The following is a 21,889-nucleotide window of genomic DNA, read 5'->3' as shown; positions in this document are numbered from 1 at the left end:
CGGCCCCAACGGTCAGACAGACCAGACGTAGAGCCCTGACCGCTCCGCTTTTTCCACGTCAGTAGCCAGGGAGGCCAACTGCTGCACGTACTGACGCGATTCGTCCGCGCCAAAAGGCATGTCTTCCTGCGCTGCCCACGCAGCAGCGACGTCGTCAAGAACGTTCCCGTCGCCTTCGCTTTCGTACGTCAGCAGCTCGGCAAGCGCCCTCACCATCGCCTCTGGAACGCCAAGGAGTGCGTCGCTGGTGACGTCCACCAACGCCAGTTCGTAGTCTGCGCCGGCAGCATGAACGGCTTTGCCGGCAAGGTCACCCAGTTGCTCGACCTCAAAGTCGGTGATGCCATCAATCCTGACGGCGGGGCCGGTAACGTCGGCGCCCCGGTCCAGGGCAGCCGCCCTCTTGAGGGCTTCATCGTGGGTGGCTACAAAAATTTCGGCAAAGCCCATGGAGAGTGCTCTCATTCGTTCGTGCTGACGGGGCGGCGGCAAGGGCCCAGGGGACGAATACCGTCAAGACCCAGCCTAGTGCAGTCCCGGCCCATGCCCTCGAAAAGGCAGTGGGAGGTTGCTTAGCGAACTGCCACGCGCAGCTTGTTGCGCCAGGGGTCTTCGAACTGCAACGCCAGGCCCGTATGGTGGTTCGCCACGGACGCAACTTTCAGCCGGTCAGCCAGTGCGGCGACATCCTCGGCAGATGGAAGCTCGATCAGGACTTCGCCCAGGCCCAGCGTATCCCTGCGGGGCCCGGCCCCACGGCTGTTCCATACGTTCATCGCCATATGGTGGTGGTAGCCGCCCGCAGAAACAAACAACGCCTGCCCATGCCAGCCCGCTGTCCTCTCAAAACCCAGCGTGTCCACATAAAAATCCTGGGCGGTCTGCACGTCACCTACCTGAAGGTGCACGTGCCCGACGCCGGCAGCGGCTTCCCGCTGGCCAGTCACGGCAGCCTCGCTCAAGTGCTGCTGGAGGAAACGCTGCGGCGGCAAGGCAACATTGTCCATCACCACATTCTTGCCATCCCACTGCCAGACATCGCGCGGCTTGTCGTAGTAGAGCTCGATGCCGTTGCCTTCCGGATCGGTGAAGTAGAACGCTTCACTCACCAAATGGTCGGCGCTGCCTACAAAGGCGCGCGGTTCGTACTGTGCCGCCGTGGCGATGGTGGCTGCCAGGGAAGGCTGGTCCTGGAACAGGATGGCGGTATGGAAAAGCCCCGCTTCCCCACGGCCTGGAATCTGCAGGCCGGCCGCGGGAGCGAGGTGGACTACAGGCTTGCCCAGTCGTCCCAGGTACAGCCCGCCATCCTGCTCGGCCACGATCTCCAAGCCCAAGGCCCGCTGATAGTAGTCACTCATGACCTTCATATCGCCGACCTTGAGCATAACCGTGCCCATGGTGAGTTCGGCAGGAAGGAGATCCTGGTTGGATGTCGTCGTCATGTGAAGCTCCCGGTTCATAGGTGGCCGCCCTTCGGCACGTCCTACCTATCTAAATTACTTGAAGCTTCAATTTATTCCTAGTAGACCACTTTCCCGCGAAGGACTACATGGTTCAGGCTTGCCACAGTTGCGAGGTTCTCCCTGGGATCATCCCGGCACAGCACGACGTCGGCACTTGCCCCTTCGCTGATGGCCTCGGCTCCCAGCCACTCCCGTGCGCCCCACGTGGCGGCGTCCAGTACGGCAGTGGCTGGCAGGCCGGCGTCGTAAAGTTCCTGCATTTCATCAGCGATCCTGCCGTGCTTGATCACACTCCCTGCATCCGTTCCCGCGTAGATGCGAACACCGGCTTCAAAGGCCTCGAGCACCCGTTCACGTCGTCGCTCCCAGAGCCGGGTCATGTGCTCGGCGTAGACCGGAAACTTAGGTGCGGCCTGGACTGCGATATCCGGAAAAGTCGCGATGTTTACCAACGTAGGAACAATCGGGACAGACTGCTCCACCAGACGGGGAATGTGCCGGGGCAAAAGGCCGGTGGCGTGCTCAATGCAGTCAATCCCGGCGTCGAGCATGTCATCAATAGTGTCTTCAGCGAAGCAGTGGGCCGTCACCCTGGCCCCTTCGTCGTGGGCGGCAGCAATCGCATCCCGCACCACGTTCCGAGGGAAGGAAACCGCGAGGTCGCCGGCACCGCGATCGATCCAGTCGCCCACGAGTTTCACCCAACCGTCCCCATCCCGGGCTTCCTTGCGGACTGTTTCCACGAGTTCGCCGGGCTCCACTTCGTGACCCAATCCACGCAGGTAACGCCGGCTCCGGGCGATGTGGCGCCCGGCACGAAGCAGCCGTGGGAGATCCTCCCGCCGCTGAACCCAGCGTGTATCGCTTGGCGAGCCGGCGTCACGGATCAACAACGTGCCGGCTTTCAGGTCGGCTTGGGCCTGGGCAAGGGTTGTCTGCTCATCAACTGCCCCGCCGACGCCAAGTCCAATGTGGCAATGGGCGTCCACAAACCCAGGGAGGACCCATCCCTCCAGTATGGAATCGGGTGCGGCCACGGGACGTTCGAACGTCAGGTTGCCATCAACGGACCACAGCCCGTGCCGTTGGTCGTCTCCTGCAACAAGCACAGGACCGGTGAATTCGATGATGTTGGCCATGGCAAAAGCCTAATCTGCCCTGCATGACACAGGTTTACCGACGGGTCTGCGTTTGGATCATGACTGGGCCCCGGATCGGGAGCTGTGGTAGCTTCGTCTACGACCACACGGGGGCCCCTGCAGGGGCTGAGATCGGACTGAAGCAGTCTGCGACCGTTGAACCTGTCCGGGTAATGCCGGCGAAGGAAGTGAGTAATCCTTTGAGCACCACCGAAACACAGCACAGCCCTGCCGAAAACCAGGCCAACACCAGCGAAAAGGCGGCTGAAACCGTCACGCAGTCGCTGAAGTCCCATTCGCTGGCCTGGCTGGAAGACCCCGCCAACGGCATTCGCGTCCCCGTCACGGAAATCGCGCTTGAACCGTCCCCAAACGGTGAGGCAAACGCTCCGCTGCAGGTGTACCGGACCGCGGGGCCCGGCAGTGATCCCGTAGTGGGCCTGGAGCCCTTCCGGGCCGCATGGATTGAGGGCCGTGGCGACACGGAAGCCTACTCCGGCCGCGAACGGAACCTGCTCGACGACGGCAAGTCGGCCGTCCGCCGAGGCGCAGCGTCAGCTGAGTGGAAGGGCGCGCAGCCGGTGCCCCGCCGCGCCGTCGAAGGCAAGACCGTCACCCAGATGCACTACGCCAGGAAGGGCATCATCACGCCTGAAATGCAGTTCGTGGCGTTGCGTGAGAACTGCGAAGTTGAACTCGTCAGGAGTGAAGTCGCCGCAGGCCGGGCCATCATTCCCAACAACATCAACCACCCGGAATCCGAGCCGATGATCATTGGCAAGGCATTCCTGGTCAAGATCAATGCCAACATCGGCAACTCCGCCGTCACGAGCTCCATTGCCGAAGAAGTAGACAAGCTGCAGTGGGCCACCCAATGGGGTGCCGACACCGTTATGGACCTGTCCACCGGCGATGACATCCACACCACGCGTGAGTGGATCATCCGCAACTCCCCCGTGCCCATCGGAACTGTCCCGATCTACCAGGCCCTGGAAAAGGTCAACGGCGAGGCCAATAAACTCACGTGGGAGATCTTCCGCGACACCGTGATCGAGCAGTGCGAGCAAGGTGTGGACTACATGACCATCCACGCCGGCGTGCTGCTTCGGTACGTGCCGCTGACAGCCAACCGCGTCACCGGCATCGTGTCCCGCGGCGGTTCGATCATGGCGGGTTGGTGCCTGGCGCACCACCAGGAAAACTTCCTCTACACGCACTTCGATGAGCTGTGCGAAATCTTCGCCAAGTACGACGTCGCATTCTCCCTCGGTGACGGGCTGCGCCCGGGCGCCACGGCAGATGCCAATGACGCCGCCCAGTTCGCCGAGTTGGACACGCTCGCCGAACTGACCCAGCGGGCATGGGAATTTGATGTCCAGGTGATGGTTGAAGGCCCCGGGCATATTCCCTTCCACTTGGTCCGCGAGAATGTGGAGCGCCAACAGGAACTCTGCAAAGGTGCCCCCTTCTATACCTTGGGACCGCTGGTCACGGACGTTGCTCCCGGCTATGACCACATCACTTCGGCAATCGGTGCCACGGAAATCGCCCGCTACGGCACCGCCATGCTCTGCTACGTAACTCCCAAGGAGCACCTGGGGCTGCCAAACAAGGACGATGTCAAGACCGGTGTGATCACGTACAAGATCGCAGCGCACGCGGCGGACCTCGCCAAGGGACACCCGGGCGCCAACGAACGCGACGATGCTCTCTCCAAGGCCAGGTTCGAGTTCCGTTGGCGGGACCAGTTCGCACTGTCCCTGGACCCGGTCACCGCCGAGGCATTCCACGACGAAACACTGCCAGCGGAACCGGCGAAGACCGCGCACTTCTGCTCGATGTGCGGACCCAAATTCTGCTCGATGCGTATCAGCCAGGACATCAGGGACGAGTTCGGTTCGGCCGACGCGCAGGCAGCTATTGCGGGGATATACGACGGCATGCGGGAAAAGAGCGAAGAATTCCTGGCTTCAGGTGGCAAGGTGTACCTGCCTGAGCTGCAGCTTCCCTCTACCCACGCGGCCGGAGCGTCAGGAAACCTTAACTGACCTCGTCCGGACAACATCGGCCACAAATGAGCGGATAATCCGGTCTCCATCAACCGAGTCCTGGGGCCGGTGCCCTCCAGCTGCTACGCGGCGGAGGGCACCGGTGTCCTCCAGGTACCCGGCGATTTCTTCGTACAGGGGTTCCCACCCGCCCGTAAGGACGAGAGTAGGCACGCCGGGAACGATGTGAAGGGGCGCCTCCCAAGGAGGCGCCTGAAGCCGGAGGCGACGTGCGGAACGGCGGGCTTCGGGCGTGTCCAGCCCGCTGGCTTCGGCCGAAAATGCACGCCTGAAGTACTCGCGTTCGTAGTCGGCATCCTGAACCTGGTTCCGCACGTCAAACAACGGTTCCATGAGCGAACGATGGAAAGTGGTGGCCGGCAGCTCGGCGGTCAAGGATAAACAAGCCGGTTCAACCAGTGTCAGTGAGTGCACCAGGTCCGGGCGTTCAACTGCTGCGAGCATGGCAGAGATTGCACCTTGCTCATGCGCCACGACGTGCCCGCCCCCGGCATCCTCCAGCGAAGCAACGACGATGCCGATATCCGCAGCGACGTCCGATTCCAGGGGTTCAGCGACGGGATCGAAGCCGTGCCGGCGGAGGAAAAGTGCGTCATATGACAGGGCCATGCCGTGCTGCCTGGGCCATGCCGAGGCGCCAAAGCTCCCCAGTCCGTGGACGAAGACTACGCGCTGCTTGTGCATGGATTCACCCTAGTCCAGAGCCCTGACATCGCCGCCCAAAAACAGTTGGCGCCGTTATGTGCATTCATAACGGCGCCAACTGTCACAGTGTTGAGTCGGAGGTTCCGGGTTACTTGCCCAGGAACTTCTCGAAGCCCTTGGGGAGGTTCAGCGTGGACGGATCGAAGTCCGCAGCGCCCTGACCGAACGCCGCTCCTGTAGGAGCTGCCGAGGCCGCGTTGGCACGTTTGGCTTCGGCCTCCCGGAGTTCCTGGGCTGCCTTTGCCGGGTTGCCGGAGCGCGCCTTCTTCTTGGGAGCGTTCTTGGCATTCTTGCGGCCGCCACCGGGGCCACCCATTCCAGGCATGCCCGGCATACCGGGCATGCCGCCCTGGGCCATCTTCTTCATCATTTTCTGGGCCTGGGCGAAGCGCTCCAGGAGGCCGTTGACCTCGGAGACGTGCACACCTGAACCCTTTGCTATGCGGGCCCGGCGGGAGCCGTTGATGATTTTGGGAGCCACGCGCTCGTGCGGCGTCATGGACCTGACGATCGCCTCGACGCGATCGATTTCGCGTTCGTCGAAGTTCTCCAGTTGCTGGCGGATGTTTTGGGCACCCGGCATCATCATGAGCATCTTCTTCATGGAACCCATGTTGCGGATCTGCTGCATCTGGGCCAGGAAATCGTCCAGGGTGAAGTCTTCCTGGTCGGCGAACTTCTTCGCCATCCGGGCAGCTTCGTCCTTGTCCCAGGCCTTTTCAGCCTGTTCGATCAAGGTCAGGACGTCACCCATGTCCAGGATGCGCGACGCCATACGATCCGGGTGGAAGAGCTCGAAGTCGTCCAGACCTTCACCGGTGGACGCGAACATGACCGGCTTACCCGTGACGGACGCAACCGAAAGTGCGGCACCACCGCGGGCATCGCCGTCGAGCTTGGACAGCACGATGCCGGTGAAGTTGACGCCGTTGTCGAACGCCATGGCCGTGTTGACGGCATCCTGGCCGATCATGGAGTCGATCACGAAGAGCACTTCGTTCGGGATGATCGCCTGGCGGATCCTGCGCGCCTGGTCCATCATCTCGGCGTCCACACCGAGGCGTCCGGCGGTGTCAACGATCACGACGTCGTGCAGCTTCTGGCGTGCTTCCGCCACACCGGCGCTGGCAACCGCCACCGGGTCACCGGCCGGGTGCTCCAACTCCGAGGTGGCTCCGGGGTGAGGCGCAAAGACAGGAACGCCTGCCCGCTGGCCGACAACCTGGAGCTGCGTCACGGCGTTGGGCCGTTGGAGGTCGCAAGCTACGAGGATGGGGCTGTGGCCTTGGGCCTTCAGCCACTTGGCGAGCTTGCCGGCAAGGGTGGTCTTACCGGCACCCTGGAGACCGGCAAGCATGATGATCGTGGGGCCGGTCTTGGCCATCCGGATACGCCGGGTTTCACCGCCGAGGATCTCCACGAGTTCCTCGTTGACAATCTTGACGATCTGCTGGCTCGGGTTCAGCGCACCCGACACCTCAGCACCCAGAGCCCGCTCGCGGATCCGCGAGGTAAATTCGCGGACCACCGAAACGGCAACATCCGCGTCCAACAGGGCGCGGCGGATCTCCCGGACGGTGGCGTCGACATCAGCCTCGGAGAGGCGGCCCTTGCCACGGAGGTTCTTGAAGGTTGCTGTCAACCGGTCAGAGAGTGAATTGAACACGCGCCGTGCACTTCTTTCGATGGTCTGCGATTGGCGGCCAATGCGGCACGCCAGAGTCTTGACTTAATCCTGCCCCAACAAATTTGCCTCAACCCCAACAAATCTGCGCCAATCAGGGGACTCGACTATCTAGGGTACCAAGTCGCACCTGCAAGATGGCATGCTGGCACAGTGACCAGCAAAACAACTGTGAAAACGTTGCTCATCCTCGGCGCATCCGGGGACCTTACGGGAAGGCTGCTCCTCCCCGGACTTGCAGGGCTTATTGGCACGGGCAGGGCGCCCGGTTTGCGGCTGGTGGGCGCGGGGTCGGACCCCTGGTCGCCGGAACAATGGCAGGAGAGGGTCAATGGCGCATTTGCGGCTGCGTCAAAGGCAGCCGATGCGGGCGGGCGTAATGCCTTGGCAAACGTGGCCGAATCCACCGAGTACCACCAGTTGGACGTCACGGCCGACGGCCCGCTGGCAGACCTCCTGGCACGCTTGGAGGGACCCATCGCCATCTACTTCGCCCTGCCGCCCCACGTTAGCCAGAAGGCATGCGAGGTCCTGCGGCGCGGGCAATTGCCAGCCGGCACGCGCCTGGTGTTGGAAAAGCCCTTCGGCTCCGGCAGTGAGTCTGCACGCGAACTCAACCAAACGCTGGCCACGCTGGTCCCGGAGGACCACATCCATCGCGTTGACCACTTCCTGGGCAAGGCCACAGTCCTGAACATCCTTGGCTTGCGCTTTGCCAACCGGTTCCTTGAGCCAGTGTGGAACCGCGACCACATCGAAAAGGTGGAAATCGTCTTCGACGAGGACCTGGCACTTGAAGGACGGGCCCGCTACTACGACGGCGCTGGTGCCTTGCGTGACATGATCCAAAGCCATTTGCTGCACATCATGGCGTTTATCGCGATCGATGCACCAGCCAGCATCGATGAACGTGATCTCCGTGATGCCGTGGCCACGGTCTTGAGGGCCAGCAGCGTCAAGGCCCCCTACCGCGAGTCAACCCGGCGGGCACGCTATGCGGCAGGAACCCTCGGCGAACGCACAGTGCCGGACTACACCGCCGAGGAAGGCGTTGATCCTGCCCGCAATACCGAGACGCTTGCCGAGGTGCGGGTGGACATCGATAACTGGCGTTGGAAGGGCGTTCCCTTCCTTTTACGCTCCGGCAAAGCCATAGGGCGCCGGCGGAAGGAAGCGGTGATCACTTTCCGTCCCGTACCCCACCTTCCCACCGGGTTCTCCGGCGTGGACTCCCCCAACCAGCTGCGGATTGGATTCGGTCCGGATGTCCTCCAACTCGACGTCGATGTGAACGGCCCCGGGGACATCTTCACCTTGGACCGCGCCAGCCTCGTGACCGAGCTCAACGAGCCGGGCATGCTGCCATACGGCGAAGTCCTTGAGGGCATCGTCACCGGCGATCCCCTGCTTTCAGTCCGGGGCGACACCGCCGAGGATTGCTGGCGAATCATAGAGCCGGTCCTCCGGGCATGGGAGCGGGACACCGTCCCGTTGGATGAATACGACGCCGGTAGCGCCGGACCCGCGGACTGGCCTACCGCCGTCGCGCCTTAACGCAACCCGGGGTCACTTACGGCCCATAAATGGCCTCACCACGGGCCGTAAGTGACCCCGCGTTGCTTCAGCAGGCCGGGGACGCAGAAGGCGGGCCGGATACCTTTACTGGTACCCGGCCCGCCTTGTGTATGAACCTGGTTTCAGGACCTAGATGGCGGCTGAGCCGCGCTCACCGGTCCGAACCCGAACTGCTTCGTAAACATCCACGGTCCAGACCTTGCCGTCTCCGGCACGTCCTGTGTTGGAGCTGGCGATGAGGACATCCAGGATGTCATCTGCCTGCTCGTCCGTGGCAAGAACCTCAATGCGGATCTTGGGCAGCAGGTCCACGTTGTACTCGGCGCCGCGGTACACCTCGGTGTAGCCGCGCTGCCGGCCGTAGCCGCTTGCCGCGCTGACCGTCAAACCCTGGACCCCGTACGCTTCCAGGCCTTCCCGGACTGCTTCGAGCTTTTCCGGGCGGACGATCGCTGTAATGAGCTTCATGCCTGGACACTCTCCTTGCCTTCGGCGGCAGCTTTCTCTTCAGACTTGCCCGTAACGAGGTCGTGCAGCGGCTGGAAGCTTCCGCCGTGGCCACCGACGCCGAATTCGTAGGCAGTCTCGGCGTGGAGGCTGAGGTCGACACCCACGCTCTCCTGCTCGGTGGAGACCCGGAAGCCCATCGTCTTGTGGATTGCGAAGGCAATGATGGCCGTCATGATTGCCGAGAAGGCAATTGCGACGCCGGCAGCTGCGAGCTGTGCCCACATCTGCGTCATGCCGCCACCGTAGAAGAGGCCACCGCCAACGCCGTCGACAGGAAGGGCGATGAAACCAAGGGCCACGGTGCCGATGATGCCCGACACGAGGTGGACGCCGACAACATCCAGGGAGTCATCGAAGCCCCAGCGGAACTTCAGGCCGACTGCCAGGGCTGAAGCGACACCGGCTACAACACCGAGTCCAAGGGCACCCACCGGGCTGACATTGGCGCAAGCGGGAGTGATGGCAACCAGGCCGGCGACCACACCGGAAGCTGCACCCAATGAGGTCGGGTGGCCATCGCGGATGCGTTCGGTGACGAGCCAGGCGATCATGGCTGCGGCGGGAGCCGCCAGAGTGTTGATCCAGATCAGGCCGGCCTGCTCAGCAGTGGCTGCTGCACCGCCGTTGAAGCCGAACCAACCGAACCAGAGGATGGCTGCACCGAGCATGACGAACGGGATGTTGTGCGGGCGGTGGTTCGGGTCCTTGCCGAAGCCGCGGCGGTTACCGATGATCAGAACGAGGACGAGTGCTGCAACACCGGCGTTGATGTGCACCACGGTGCCGCCTGCGAAGTCGATGGCCGGGCCAAGGGCCTTGCCGATCGCGCCTTCGGGGCCGAACAGGCCGCCGCCCCAGACCATGTAGGCAAGCGGGCAGTAGACCAGGGTGACCCAAACGGGAACGAACAGGCTCCAGGCGCCGAACTTGGCGCGGTCTGCGATGGCGCCGCTGATAAGGGCTACCGTGATGATGGCGAAGGTGGCCGCGTAGCCGACCTTGATCAAACCATCGGGTGTGGTGATACCTTCAAGGCCGAAGGTGGCAAACGGATTGCCCACGATCTCCATGAAGCCTTCGCCTGAGCTCATCGACGCGCCCCACAGCACCCAGACCACACCCACGATGCCGATGGAGATGAAGCTCATCATCATCATGTTCAGGGCTGCCTTGGCGCGGGTCATGCCGCCGTAGAAGAATGCCAAACCGGGAGTCATGAACAGCACGAGTGCCGCCGCCACCATGACCCATACGTGACCTGCGGTAAGTTCCATGGTGCACGTTCCTCTCTTGCTAGATCTGCGGTTCAACCGCCGTCCTGACGCCGTTTTGCGTCCTGCTTAAGATTTTTGTGCCGCCGTGTTTCGCCTGCGCAGGTTTTACATTGCGGGCTCGTTACAACAACCTCCCCAACGTAAATGGTGCATATCACCGTTGTTACGGATATGTTTCATGCGTCACACTTCCCCGCAAATACCCAGAATTGAAGGACCCGCACCGCATGACTGAGTCGCCCAGATCCGTTGAAGATCCAAGGATCCGGCGGGAGAAGGAACCGCTGCCCCGCGACATCAAGGTGATGTTGGCGGCAGCGTTCTTAATTGCGCTGGGCTTCGGGCTTGTAGCGCCGGTGCTCCCCCAATTCGCCACCACCTTCGACGTTGGCGCCACCGCCGCCGCCGTCATTGTCAGCATCTTCGCTTTCATGCGATTGGTTTTCGCCCCGGCGGGGGGCTCACTCATCGGACGCTTCGGTGAGCGGAACGTGTACGTATCCGGCCTCTTGATCGTTGCCGTTTCCACTGCCGCCTGTGCGTTCGCCCAGAATTACTGGCAGCTGCTGATTTTCCGGGGCCTTGGGGGTGCGGGTTCCGTAATGTTCACAGTCGCCGCCATGGGGCTGCTCATCCGTCTGGCACCGCCGGAACGCAGGGGACGCGTATCAGGTGCGTACGCATCGGCCTTTCTGATAGGCAGCGTCCTGGGGCCGGTTGTCGGTGGCCTCCTGGCAGGCTTCGGCCTTCGGGTACCGTTCCTTGCCTATGCGGGAGCTTTGCTCCTTGCGGCGCTGGTTGTCCGCACCATGCTTAGCGGCGAGGGTACCCCCGGTCAGGATGCCACCCCCTCTCCGCCCATGACATTGAAGGAGGCGCTGGCCGACTCAGCGTACCGGGCGGCTGTCTTTTCCAGCTTCGGAAATGGCTGGGTCACCTTTGGCGTCCGGATGGCAACCATCCCGCTCTTTGCCGTCGCGGCGCTTCAGTCGCGGCCTGAGACGGCGGCGTGGGCATTGGCCGTCTTTGCCGTGGGCAACGCCGTCGCTTTGACGTTCTCCGGGCGACTCGCCGATGCCTGGGGCAGGAAGCCCCTGCTCGTTCCGGGTCTTGTCATCACTGGCCTCGCCACCGGTGTCATCGGATTAACCACAGACCTTCCCGCATTTTTCGCGGCTTCCGCTGTGGCGGGCTTCGGTTCCGGGTTGCTGGGCCCGGCGCAGCAGGCTGCTGTCGCTGATGTCATTGGCCGGGGACGCTCCGGCGGCAAAGTACTGGCGGTCTTCCAGATGGCCGCAGACACCGGTGCCATCATCGGCCCCGTCGTAGCCGGGATCCTCGCCGACCGCTTCGGCTACGGGCTCGCCTTCGCTGTCACCGGCGGAGTTCTGCTGCTCACCGCCGCTGGCTGGCTCTTGGCGCGCGAACCCCTTAAAAGCAAAAACTGACCGGCAGGCAGCGATTGCCCTCACTGAGGACCACCGCTGCCGGCCAGCCAGCGTGGAGACTTTGGTTGAACGGGAACTAGTTAAGCAGCGCGTCCACGAAGCCCTCCGCTTCGAACGGCGCGAGGTCGTCCGGACCTTCGCCGAGACCGATGAGCTTGACAGGCACACCCAGCGACTTCTGGATAGCGACCACAATGCCGCCCTTGGCCGTGCCATCCAATTTGGTCAGCACGATGCCCGTGATGTTGACTACCTCGGCAAAGACGCGGGCCTGGTTCAGGCCGTTCTGACCCGTGGTGGCATCAAGGACCAGCAGGACCTCGTCCACCTCAGCCAGTTTCTCGATAACACGCTTGACCTTGCCGAGTTCGTCCATCAGGCCGGTCTTGTTCTGCAGGCGCCCGGCGGTATCCACCATAACGACGTCGACCTCCTGGTCAATGCCCGCTTTGACGGCCTCGTAGGCAACGGAGGCGGGGTCGGCGCCGTCGATGTCGGACTTGACCGTGGGAACGCCAACACGCTGGCCCCATGTGGCCAACTGCTCAGCGGCGGCGGCGCGGAAAGTATCGGCCGCACCGAGCAGCACGTCTTTGTCCTCGGCCACGAGCACGCGCGCCAGCTTGCCTACTGTTGTGGTCTTGCCCACACCGTTGACGCCAACAACAAGCACGACGGCGGGTCGGTCACCCTTGCGCTCGACGTTGAGGGAACGGTCCATGGTGGGATCCACGAGCTTGATGAGTTCTTCACGGAGCATGGCTTTAACATCCTCGGGGCTGCGGGTGCCCAATACCTTGACGCGTTCCCGGAGGGCATCGACCAACTGCATGGTGGGCTCGGTGCCGAGGTCGGCAAGAAGCAGTGTCTCCTCAACCTCGTCCCACACGTTCTCGTCGATTTTGTCGCCGGACAGCAGCGCCAGCAGGCCCTTGCCCAGAATGTTGTTCGACTTCACGAGGCGGGCGCGGAGGCGGGTCAGGCGGCCTTCCACAGGCGCCGGCGTCTCAACGGCGATGGTCTCCAACCCGGCGGCATCATCCGGAACGTCAGCACCTTCGACGCTTCCGTCGAAGGTTGGGGCCGGAGGTGCTGTTACGGTATCCGGCCGGTCCTCCACAAGGGTTCCGCTGCCTGCTGCCGATGACTGGACGGGGTCATTGGCGTCCCGCGTTCCGGGGTACTTGGCCCCTGACTTCCGGGCCTTCATCAGTACCGGCACCAGTCCGCCGACCACGACGAGCGCAGCGAGAATGGACAGAATTATGGGTAGGAAATCGTTCACTCCCCTACCTTCTCATAAAGCTATGCCCCGGCACCGAGCCGCTGGCTGATGACGGTGGACACTCCGTCACCACGCATGGTGACACCGTAGAGGGCGTCGGCCACTTCCATGGTGCGCTTCTGGTGCGTGATGACGATCAACTGGCTGGACTCCCGAAGCTCTTCGAAGATGGTGATGAGCCGGCCCAGGTTGGTGTCATCCAAGGCCGCTTCTACTTCGTCCATGACGTAAAACGGCGACGGCCTGGCTTTGAAGATCGCCACCAGCAGTGCCACAGCGGTGAGTGACCGCTCGCCGCCGGAGAGCAGGGACAACCTCTTGATCTTCTTACCTGCCGGCCTGGCTTCCACCTCGATGCCAGTGGTCAACATATCGTCCGGATCCGTCAGGACCAGCCTGCCCTCGCCTCCTGGGAAGAGCCGTGCGAAGACCCGGTCAAACTGCGCTGAGGTATCGGCAAAGGCTTCGGCGAAGACCTGCTGGACGCGGTTGTCCACTTCTTTGATGATGTCCAGCAAGTCCTTCCGGCTGGACTTGAGATCCTCCAGTTGGGAACTGAGGAACTGGTGACGCTCCTCAAGTGCGGCAAACTCTTCCAGCGCCAAGGGGTTGACCTTCCCCAGTGCCGCCAATTCACGCTCGGCCTTTTTGAGTCTTTTCTCCTGCTCCGCCCGATCGAAGGGAATTCCTTGCACGAGCGGCGCACCCGTTTCGTCCACCGGCGCCCGGAGTTCTGCCCATTTGTCCGTGGTTGCGCCAGCCGGCTGTGGGACAGGTTGATCTGGGCCGTAATCTGCAACGAGCTGTTCAGCCGATAGTCCGAGTTCTTCGATGGAACGGGCCTCCAACGCCTCGATTCGAAGACGCTGCTGGGTCCTGGCCATCTCGTCCTTGTGCACAGAGTCTGTAAGTTCGGCGAGTTCCTTTGCCAGGGAATCGTTTCCGGAACGCACGCCGGACAGTTCCTTCTCCAGTTGCTCACGCGCTTGCTCGGCAAGGTCGCGTTCATGGCCGGCGACATCCACGGAAATATCGATGAAGCGAAGCGCCTGCTCAACGGCAGACACCACTGCACCGGCACGCTGGGCTTGGGCGCGGCGCCTCTGCGCCCGGCGGGCGGCCTCTTCACGGGCCCGCCGCTCCGTACCTGCTGCGCGTTCAAGGGAGGCGGCCCGGCCAGAGATGGCCCCCAGTTGTTCTTCGGCCGTTCGCAGGGCGAGCCGGGCTTCCATTTCGTTCGAACGTGCCAACCTCGCCTGCCCCGCGAGCTCATCCCGATGATCCGTGGATGGTTCCTCGTCCGGAGCTTCCTGGGCGGCGGCGAGCCGCTCGGCCGCGACTTCAAGGTCCAACCGGGCTTCTGCAATGTTCGCTTCCGCACGCGCCAGCGAACCCTCCAGGCGTTCGCTTTCACCCACCGCACTGCGAAGAAGCGAGTTCAAATGCCCCAAGCGCTCTGCCACGGCGGCAAGGCGGGCATCTGATTCATGCAGCCTTTCCAATGCTGCATCGGCCCGGTCCTGGGCTTCGGCGCGACGAGCTTCAGCACCAGCCAGGGCGAACCTTCCCCGCTCCAAGTGTGCCGTAACTTCCTGAAGCCCGGCTACGGCGTCGTCCACTGCTGCCTGGATCTCCAACAGTGAAGGGGCCGTGGCTGAACCGCCCTGGGCCGTTAGCGACGTGAAGACGTCGCCTGCGAGGGTGACCACTTTAAGTTTGGGTTGGTCACCAATCAGCGCTGCCGCCGCTGCCGGATCATCGACCACGGCGATCCCGGCCAGGAGGGCCAGGGCACCTTGGGCAGATGGTTCCGTGACCTTGAGGACGTCCACCGCCCATCTGCAGCCAGCCGGGAGCTGTGAGGAGGATGCTACTTCAGTAGCCCCAGGCACAACGTCAGCCAAGAGCAGCGCGGCCCTGCCGGCGTCGTCCTCTTTCAACAGTTTGATCGCGGCGACCGCGACAGCGGAGTCCCCGACCACGAGCGCGTCCGATGCAGAGCCCAGCGCCGCTGCTATCGCGGCCTCATAACCGGGCTCAATGGCCAGCATCCCGGCGAGCGGCCCCAGAATGCCTTGGACATCGCCGGAGAGCAGACGTTCTGAGCCGTCCTTGCGGTTCAGCCCCAAAAGGAGTGCATCGCGGCGGGCGGTCAGGGCATCCCGTTGGCGAAGTGCTTCCCGTTCTGCGGATTTCAGCTCTTCGATCTCCGCCAGCACGGCGTCCAAGGCCTCATTGGCATTCTCGTACTCAGCGTCAAGGCTCTCTTCGCCATCTTCAACCCCGGCGACCTGGGATTCGAGGGCTGCGAATTCGCTCTGAGCGTGGCGGCGTCGCTCGTTGCCCGCAGCCAGTGATTCGCGGAGCCGGCCGCGCTCGGCCTCCGCTGCTTCTGCCCTGGAGCGTGCGGCCGCGACCTGGCCTGCGAGCCTGGCCAGACCTTCACGACGGTCGGCAGCTGCCCTTAGCATGGCCGTCAGCCGTTTGTCCTCGGCGGCTGCGAGCGCCTCAGCAGAGTCCTTCGCCACTGTTGCTTCCAGGAGGGCGGCCTGCTTGGCGAGGATGTCGTGTTCCAAGGCCGCTTGTTCCCCGCGGACCTTCGCCGCCTGGCGCTCCAGCTGTTCGGGGTCCCGGCCGGAGTCCGGTACAGGTTCCGAGGAGCCCAGCAGCCGGCGACGTTCGGCTGCCAGGGAACCCAGCGAGCGGAGCCGCTCACGGCCCGCCGACAGCTGGTACCAGTTGTCCCGCGCTGCGTTGAGCCGGGGGGTTGCTTCCGCTGCCTGCTGTTCCAATGCGGCTTGGCGTTGCCGGCCGTGGCCCAGTTCTGCCTCGACCACCTGGCGGCGTTCCTTGAGGGCGGCTTCGTCTGCGACGTCCTGCTCCAGGCTCGATGTCAGCGCTACGAGGTCGTCGGCGAGGAGCCGGGCGCGGGCGTCCCTGACATCGAACTGGACTGTTTGTGCACGCCGGGCGATTTCTGCCTGCTTGCCCAAGGGTGTCAGCTGGCGTCGGATCTCTGCGGTGAGGTCGCCAAGACGGGCCAGGTTGGCCTGCATGGCTTCGAGCTTACGGACGGTTTTTTCCTTGCGGCGCCGGTGCTTGAGGATACCTGAGGCTTCCTCGATGAAACCGCGGCGGTCTTCAGGTGTCGCGTGTAGTACGCGGTCCAACTGGCCTTGGCCGACTATCACGTGCATCTCGCGTCCCAGTCCGGAATCGGACAAAAGCTCCTGGATGTCCAGGAGCCGGCAGGGCGCACCGTTGATGGCGTATTCGGAGCCTCCGGTCCGGAAAAGTGTGCGGGAAATCGTGACTTCGCTGTACTCAATGGGAAGCGCGTTGTCCGCGTTGTCGATCGTCAGGGAAACGTGGGCGCGTCCCAAAGGAGGCCTGCCGGACGTGCCGGCAAAGATGACATCTTCCATCTTTCCACCGCGCAGAGTCTTGGCGCCTTGCTCCCCCATGACCCACGCCAAGGCATCCACGACGTTGGACTTACCCGAGCCGTTCGGACCGACTACTGCGGTGACGCCGGGCTCGAAGTCGAACGTCGTGGCCGACGCAAACGACTTGAATCCGCGGACAGTCAGACTTTTCAAATGCAAGGCGGTTCGGTTCTCCTGGATGGCCCGTTGTCAGCCCTTGCGGGCGGCTGTCTCTCCCTAAATCTACTGCCGTTTGGCCGAAATCCATGGATCTGTAACGGGAAAGCCTTGCGGCAGGGATGCCGCACCCCTACACTCCTGCCAAGGGTTACTTGGCGGATTCGCTCCGGTGATCCGGCTTTGACCTGAAGGTCCCTCGGGTAAAGGCTGGATACGGTCCAGATATTCGGAAACAATCATCCAGGTGCAGAACCCGTATTCCATAACTGAAGATCTTGGTTTGACCCTGGCTGGGGAGCGGCAAGCAGGGACCGTGCGCTAGACGCGGACCCATATTCGCATTTGGCGTACCACTCCAGGAGTTCTGATGACCGGTCCTTCAGCTACCCGACCACAGCAAGTCGTCAAAGGCTTTCTCTTGCCTTTGGTGATTGCCATGGTTGCAGCTTTGCTGCCTCTTACTGCCCCGGCGGCCGTCGCAGCGGGGCCTTGCGATCCCGGGATGAATCCTGTGGTGTGTGAAAACTCCAAACCCGGAAGTCCACCTTCAGAGTGGGACATTGCCGGCGCAGGGGATGCCGGGATACAGGGATTTTCCACGGAGATCAGTGTCAACGCCGGGCAGCCAATCAAGTTTAAGATTGATACGAACGCCTCGAACTACTCCATCGCCATCTACCGCACAGGCTGGTACGGCGGGAACGGCGCCCGGAAGATTGCCGATGTAACGCCCTCGGTACTGCGACAGAACCAGCCCCAATGCATCAGCGATCTGACCACCGAACTCTATGACTGCGGCAACTGGGCCGTTTCAGCTACCTGGCAGGTTCCGTCGACAGCTGTCTCGGGAATTTACATAGCTCTTCTCACGCGGCCTGACAACGGGGACCAGAGCCACATCACGTTCATTGTGCGAAACGATGGCAACCATTCCGACGTCGTCTTCCAGACCTCCGATACCACGTGGCAGGCGTACAACGGTTATGGCGGTTCCAACTTCTACCAGGGCGCGGCCAATGGCCGGGCCTACAAACTTAGTTACAACCGTCCAATGGATACCCGTGGCGGGATCGGCGGGCGGGACTTCTACTTCGCCAACGAGTATCCGATGGTCCGCTTCCTGGAGCAGAACGGCTACGACGTAAGCTACATCAGTGGTCTGGATACCGACCGCAGCGGCGCCCAGTTGCTTAACCACAAGGTCTTCCTGTCAGTGGGCCACGATGAATACTGGTCCGGTCCGCAACGCGCCGCCGTCACCGCGGCCAGGGACGCGGGGGTAAACCTACAGTTCCTCTCCGGCAATGAGATGTACTGGCGCACGCGTTTCGAGGCCTCGACGGTTGATGGCGGCGCTGGCCGCACTTTGACCTGCTACAAGGAGACGTGGGCCAACACCAAGAGCGATCCAACTACCCAATGGACTGGCACGTGGCGTGACCCACGGTTTGCTTCGCAAAGCGCTGGTGCAGGCTTACCGGAAAACGGGCTTACCGGGACTCTCTATATGTCCAACTACACCGATCTGCCCGTGACCGTATCCGCAGAGGAAGGGAAGACGAGGCTGTGGCGAAATACTTCCCTGACTTCGCTGCCTGCAGGTTCCTCGGCAGCTCTGGCCCCACACACCATTGGGTATGAGTCGGACGAGGACCTGGACAATGGTTTCCGGCCGGCAGGGCTGATCCAGCTGTCCACCACAGTTGGGGACGTTGATCAGTACCTGCAGGACTTCGGCAACACGGTCAAGCCGGGCCGCACAACACACCACCTGACTCTGTACCGCGCCCCCAGTGGTGCCTTGGTGTTCTCTGCCGGCAGCGTCCAGTGGACCTGGGGCCTGGACCAGGAACATGATGGCGGCGGCGCAGCGGCCGATCCCCGGATGCGGCAGGCCCAAGTCAACCTGCTTGCAGACATGGGTGCTCAACCGGCTACACGGGCAGCGGGCATAGCCGCGGCAACGGCCAGCACGGATCTGACCGGGCCAACCGTCGCCATTGCAGCACCAGCCAACGCTGCCACCATCGCCCACGGAACAAGCGTCACCGTATCCGGTACTGCTTCAGACACTGGGGGCGGCGTTGTGGCCGGCGTCGAGGTGTCAACGGACGGTGGCGCGACGTGGCACCCGGCACAAGGGAAGCAGAACTGGACCTACAACTACATCCAGAAAGGCCTCTCATCAGCCACTGTCCAGGTCCGGGCCATCGATGACAGTGCCAACATTGGTGCCACGTCCACCCGGAACCTCACAATCACGGGCCCCTACAGCGTTTTTGGCCAGACTGTCCCCGCCATCCAGGACGCCGGCGACGCCGGTGCCTATGAACTGGGACTGCGGTTCTCGCCAACTGTAGATGGTTTCGTCACGGGTGTGAGGTTCTTCAAGAGCCAGGCCAATACAGGAACTCACATCGGTTCACTCTGGAGCGGCTCCGGCGAGCGCCTGGCCACGGCCACTTTCACCAACGAAACAACCTCCGGCTGGCAGCAAGTCCTCTTCAGCCAGGCCGTCCCTGTGGCTGCGGGCCAAACTTACACAGTTTCTTACTGGGATCCCAACGGCCACTATGCCAGCAAGGAATACCAGTGGGCCTACAGCGGTTCAACGGATGCGCCGTTGACGGTTGCCGGCGGCTTCGGTGCCCAGCCTGCGGGCGTCTACAGCGGATCGGGATTCCCGATCGCCAGCCACAACGGCGGCCACTACTTCGTTGACGCCCTTTTCAGCACGGTTGACACCACGCCGATGACGGTTTCCGGACAAACGCCTTACCCGTCCTCTTCCAGCGTCTCCGTCGATACCAAGGTCAGTGCTGTGTTCTCCAAACCGGTCACTGCATCCAGCGTCCAGCTGACGTTGAAGTCCTCCTCCGGGACCGTGGCGGGCACCACTGCGTATGACTCCGCCACGCGTCGGGCGACGTTCACGCCGTCGTCAGCCTTGGCTTTCAGCACGACGTACACGGCGACCCTGTCCGGCACCGATTCGATCGGCGGATCGGTAACTGCGGGCGGAACCTGGTCCTTCACGACGGCGGCAACCTTGCCGGTCGCCGGGGATTGCCCGTGCAGTCTCTTCGATGACAGCGTTACGCCTGGAATCGCCGAGATCCGGGACGGAGTTCCGCTAACGCTCGGTGTCCGTTTCTACAGCGTCAGGGCCGGCGAGGTCACCGGCGTCAGGTTCTATAAGTCGGCCGGCAACACCGGCACCCACAATGGGGCCCTGTACACCGCGTCCGGACAACAGTTGGCGACAGTAACCTTCGCCAATGAGAGTGCTTCCGGATGGCAAACAGCGATCTTCGGCCAGTCTGTCCAGATCGCTGCCAACACGCAATACATCGTCTCCTACACATCGCTCACCGGCACATACTCTGCCACCACAAATGGCTTCGGTTCAGGCATGAGTGTTGGGCCCTTGCGGACAGACTCGGATGCTGGTGCTTACACGTACAGCGGAGGCTTCCCCGCTTCCAGTTCAACCGCCAGCTACCTGGTTGACGTCGTCGCCATGATTCCACCGCCTGCCTTCACGGCAAGCGCACAGTCGCCTTTGCCCGGCGCATCCAGTGTCCCGCTGGACACCAAGGTCAGCGCCGTACTGTCCGAAGCGGCCACACCGTCAAGCGTCACGCTTGGAGTGAATGCAGCCAGTGGCGCCGCCGTAGCCGGAACAACAAGCTATGACCAAACAACGCGCCAGGTGACGTTCACTCCCGCCTCGCCCCTCGCCGCGGGTACGTCATTCACGGCCACTTTGGCTGCGACATCGTCTGCCTCCGGGCAGCAGTTGACCGGAGGCACTTGGACCTTCACCACAGTTCCAGCCCCGCGTGTTCCGGGCTCGTGCCCCTGCACCCTGTACCAGGACAGCGTGACACCGACTACTGCCGAGGTTGATGACGGTACACCGCTGACGTTGGGCGTCCGCTTCTCCAGCGACACTGCAGGCCAGGTGACGGGCATCCGCTTCTACAAGTCCGCTGGAAACACCGGGACGCATACGGGTTCGCTCTACTCCGGCGCCGGGCAGCTCCTTGCATCGGTCACGTTTACCAACGAGTCGAGTATGGGTTGGCAGACAGCAACCTTCAGCCAACCAGTTAATATTGCCGCTGACACTGAATACGTTGTTGCGTACAAGTCTCCGACCGGCAAGTACTCCTACACCGCCAACGGCTTCGGTGAGGGTCTCACCAGCGGACCCCTGCGAACCGCATCAGACGCAGGCGCGTACTCATACAGCAGCGATTTCCCGAACGTGCCTTCCACGGCAAGTTATCTGGTGGACCTGGTGCTCACGGTGCCGGAACCTCCACTGACGGTCACAGCCCAAGTGCCGGCACCCGGCGCTACGGGCATCCCCACCGACGTCAAACCCTCGATAACGCTGTCCTCGGCCATTCGATCCGGAGCATCCATGACGTTGACTGTCAATGGCGCATCTGTTGCGGGCACCACCGCGTTGTCAGCAGACGGCCGGACGTTGACGTTTACGCCGACCACGGCGCTGCCCAACAGCGCATCAGTATCCGTCAGCGTGACGAACGTGGTTTCGCTACAGGGGCAAACCCTGCCGCCTACCAGCTGGCAGTTCACTACAGCCAGCCCCACCGTGCAACAGTCCACCATCTTTGGGTCGCTCCTACCGCAGGTGGCCTCGGCTTCGGAAACGAAAGCGGTGGAACTGGGGACGGCATTCAGCGTCTCCCAAGCAGGCAACGTGACGGGCATTCGTTTCTATAAAGGCACCGGGAACACCGGCACCCATGTTGGGTCGCTGTGGAACGCGTCCGGCACCCGCCTGGCACAAGTGACCTTCGTCAACGAGACAGCAACCGGATGGCAAACAGCCACACTGTCCACACCAGTGGCACTGGTTACAGGTCAGAGATACGTGGTCTCCTACCGGGCACCCAATGGCAGGTACTCCTACACCACCGGCTTCTTCAACCAAACGTGGACCAGTGGCGTCTTCACGGCTTCCGGTCCCGATAATGGCGTGTATCGGTATGGTGCCTCCGGGACAATGCCGAGCAGTTCATGGAATGCCACGAACTACTTTGTGGACGTGGTCTACTCCACCACTACGACCCCTCCGGCCTGAGCCCAGGCGAGCG

At 62.7% G+C, this 21,889-nt stretch carries 13 protein-coding genes and 1 riboswitch; of the genes, 4 read left to right on the top strand and 9 right to left on the bottom strand.

Features of this window, described 5'->3' with window-relative positions; genetic code table 11:
- Positions 1-12: 12 nt before the first annotated feature.
- The 3 genes from J2Y41_RS20650 to J2Y41_RS20640 all read right to left on the bottom strand — a co-directional run bounded on the left by J2Y41_RS20650 (position 13) and on the right by J2Y41_RS20640 (position 2,605).
- A complete protein-coding gene (locus tag J2Y41_RS20650) occupies positions 13-465 on the bottom strand; it encodes a hypothetical protein (RefSeq protein WP_309931313.1) in 453 nt (150 codons plus the stop codon).
- Between the two features lie 107 nt (positions 466-572).
- Positions 573-1,445, bottom strand: coding sequence for a VOC family protein (locus tag J2Y41_RS20645; protein WP_309931311.1), 873 nt, complete (start codon positions 1,443-1,445; stop codon positions 573-575).
- A gap of 77 nt (positions 1,446-1,522) precedes the next feature.
- On the bottom strand, positions 1,523-2,605 hold the full coding sequence (locus tag J2Y41_RS20640; RefSeq protein WP_309931309.1) for an amidohydrolase family protein: 1,083 nt from the start codon (positions 2,603-2,605) through the stop codon (positions 1,523-1,525).
- A 97-nt stretch (positions 2,606-2,702) separates the two neighbouring features.
- A riboswitch (TPP riboswitch) is annotated at positions 2,703-2,810 on the top strand.
- Between J2Y41_RS20640 and thiC the strand changes: the two genes are divergently transcribed.
- Positions 2,806-4,653, top strand: a complete 1,848-nt coding sequence (gene thiC, locus J2Y41_RS20635; protein ID WP_275964515.1) for a phosphomethylpyrimidine synthase ThiC — start codon at positions 2,806-2,808, stop codon at positions 4,651-4,653. It overlaps the preceding riboswitch by 5 nt.
- Here the strand turns inward: thiC and J2Y41_RS20630 are convergent.
- Positions 4,636-5,358: an alpha/beta fold hydrolase gene (locus J2Y41_RS20630; protein ID WP_224090790.1), complete on the bottom strand. Its 723-nt coding sequence runs from the start codon at positions 5,356-5,358 to the stop codon at positions 4,636-4,638. The genes thiC and J2Y41_RS20630 overlap by 18 nt on opposite strands.
- A 109-nt stretch (positions 5,359-5,467) precedes the next feature.
- Positions 5,468-7,045, bottom strand: a complete 1,578-nt coding sequence (gene ffh, locus J2Y41_RS20625) for a signal recognition particle protein (RefSeq protein WP_309931305.1) — start codon at positions 7,043-7,045, stop codon at positions 5,468-5,470.
- Between the two features lie 171 nt (positions 7,046-7,216).
- Between ffh and J2Y41_RS20620 the strand changes: the two genes are divergently transcribed.
- Positions 7,217-8,617 carry a glucose-6-phosphate dehydrogenase gene (locus tag J2Y41_RS20620; RefSeq protein WP_309931303.1) on the top strand — a complete coding sequence of 467 codons (1,401 nt, stop codon included), beginning with the start codon at positions 7,217-7,219 and terminating at the stop codon, positions 8,615-8,617.
- Between the two features lie 150 nt (positions 8,618-8,767).
- Here the strand turns inward: J2Y41_RS20620 and J2Y41_RS20615 are convergent, their stop codons facing one another.
- Both J2Y41_RS20615 and J2Y41_RS20610 read right to left on the bottom strand, forming a co-directional pair.
- Positions 8,768-9,106 carry a P-II family nitrogen regulator gene (locus J2Y41_RS20615; RefSeq protein WP_223933265.1) on the bottom strand — a complete coding sequence of 113 codons (339 nt, stop codon included), beginning with the start codon at positions 9,104-9,106 and terminating at the stop codon, positions 8,768-8,770.
- Positions 9,103-10,422, bottom strand: coding sequence for an ammonium transporter (locus J2Y41_RS20610; protein WP_224164585.1), 1,320 nt, complete (start codon positions 10,420-10,422; stop codon positions 9,103-9,105). Before J2Y41_RS20610 ends, J2Y41_RS20615 begins: the two co-directional genes overlap by 4 nt.
- A 227-nt stretch (positions 10,423-10,649) precedes the next feature.
- On the opposite strand from J2Y41_RS20610, the gene J2Y41_RS20605 reads away from it, so the two are divergent.
- Positions 10,650-11,870 (top strand): MFS transporter, encoded by a 1,221-nt coding sequence (locus J2Y41_RS20605; RefSeq protein WP_309931302.1) that lies wholly within the window; start codon positions 10,650-10,652, stop codon positions 11,868-11,870.
- Positions 11,871-11,946: 76 nt separating this feature from the next.
- Here the strand turns inward: J2Y41_RS20605 and ftsY are convergent, their stop codons facing one another.
- Both ftsY and smc read right to left on the bottom strand, forming a co-directional pair.
- Positions 11,947-13,155 carry a signal recognition particle-docking protein FtsY gene (ftsY, locus tag J2Y41_RS20600; RefSeq protein WP_309931299.1) on the bottom strand — a complete coding sequence of 403 codons (1,209 nt, stop codon included), beginning with the start codon at positions 13,153-13,155 and terminating at the stop codon, positions 11,947-11,949.
- Positions 13,156-13,175: 20 nt separating this feature from the next.
- On the bottom strand, positions 13,176-16,760 hold the full coding sequence (gene smc, locus J2Y41_RS20595; RefSeq protein WP_309931297.1) for a chromosome segregation protein SMC: 3,585 nt from the start codon (positions 16,758-16,760) through the stop codon (positions 13,176-13,178).
- Between the two features lie 367 nt (positions 16,761-17,127).
- Here smc and J2Y41_RS20590 point away from each other — a divergent pair, with 367 nt between their 5' ends.
- Positions 17,128-21,876: a DUF4082 domain-containing protein gene (locus J2Y41_RS20590; protein WP_309931295.1), complete on the top strand. Its 4,749-nt coding sequence runs from the start codon at positions 17,128-17,130 to the stop codon at positions 21,874-21,876.
- Positions 21,877-21,889 lie beyond the last annotated feature (13 nt).

Source organism: Arthrobacter sp. 1088 (genome assembly GCF_031455315.1).
In the GTDB taxonomy this organism is placed as follows: domain Bacteria; phylum Actinomycetota; class Actinomycetes; order Actinomycetales; family Micrococcaceae; genus Arthrobacter.
The sequence above is the reverse complement of the archived record's forward strand: the minus strand, read 5'-3'. Positions and strand labels throughout refer to the sequence as shown.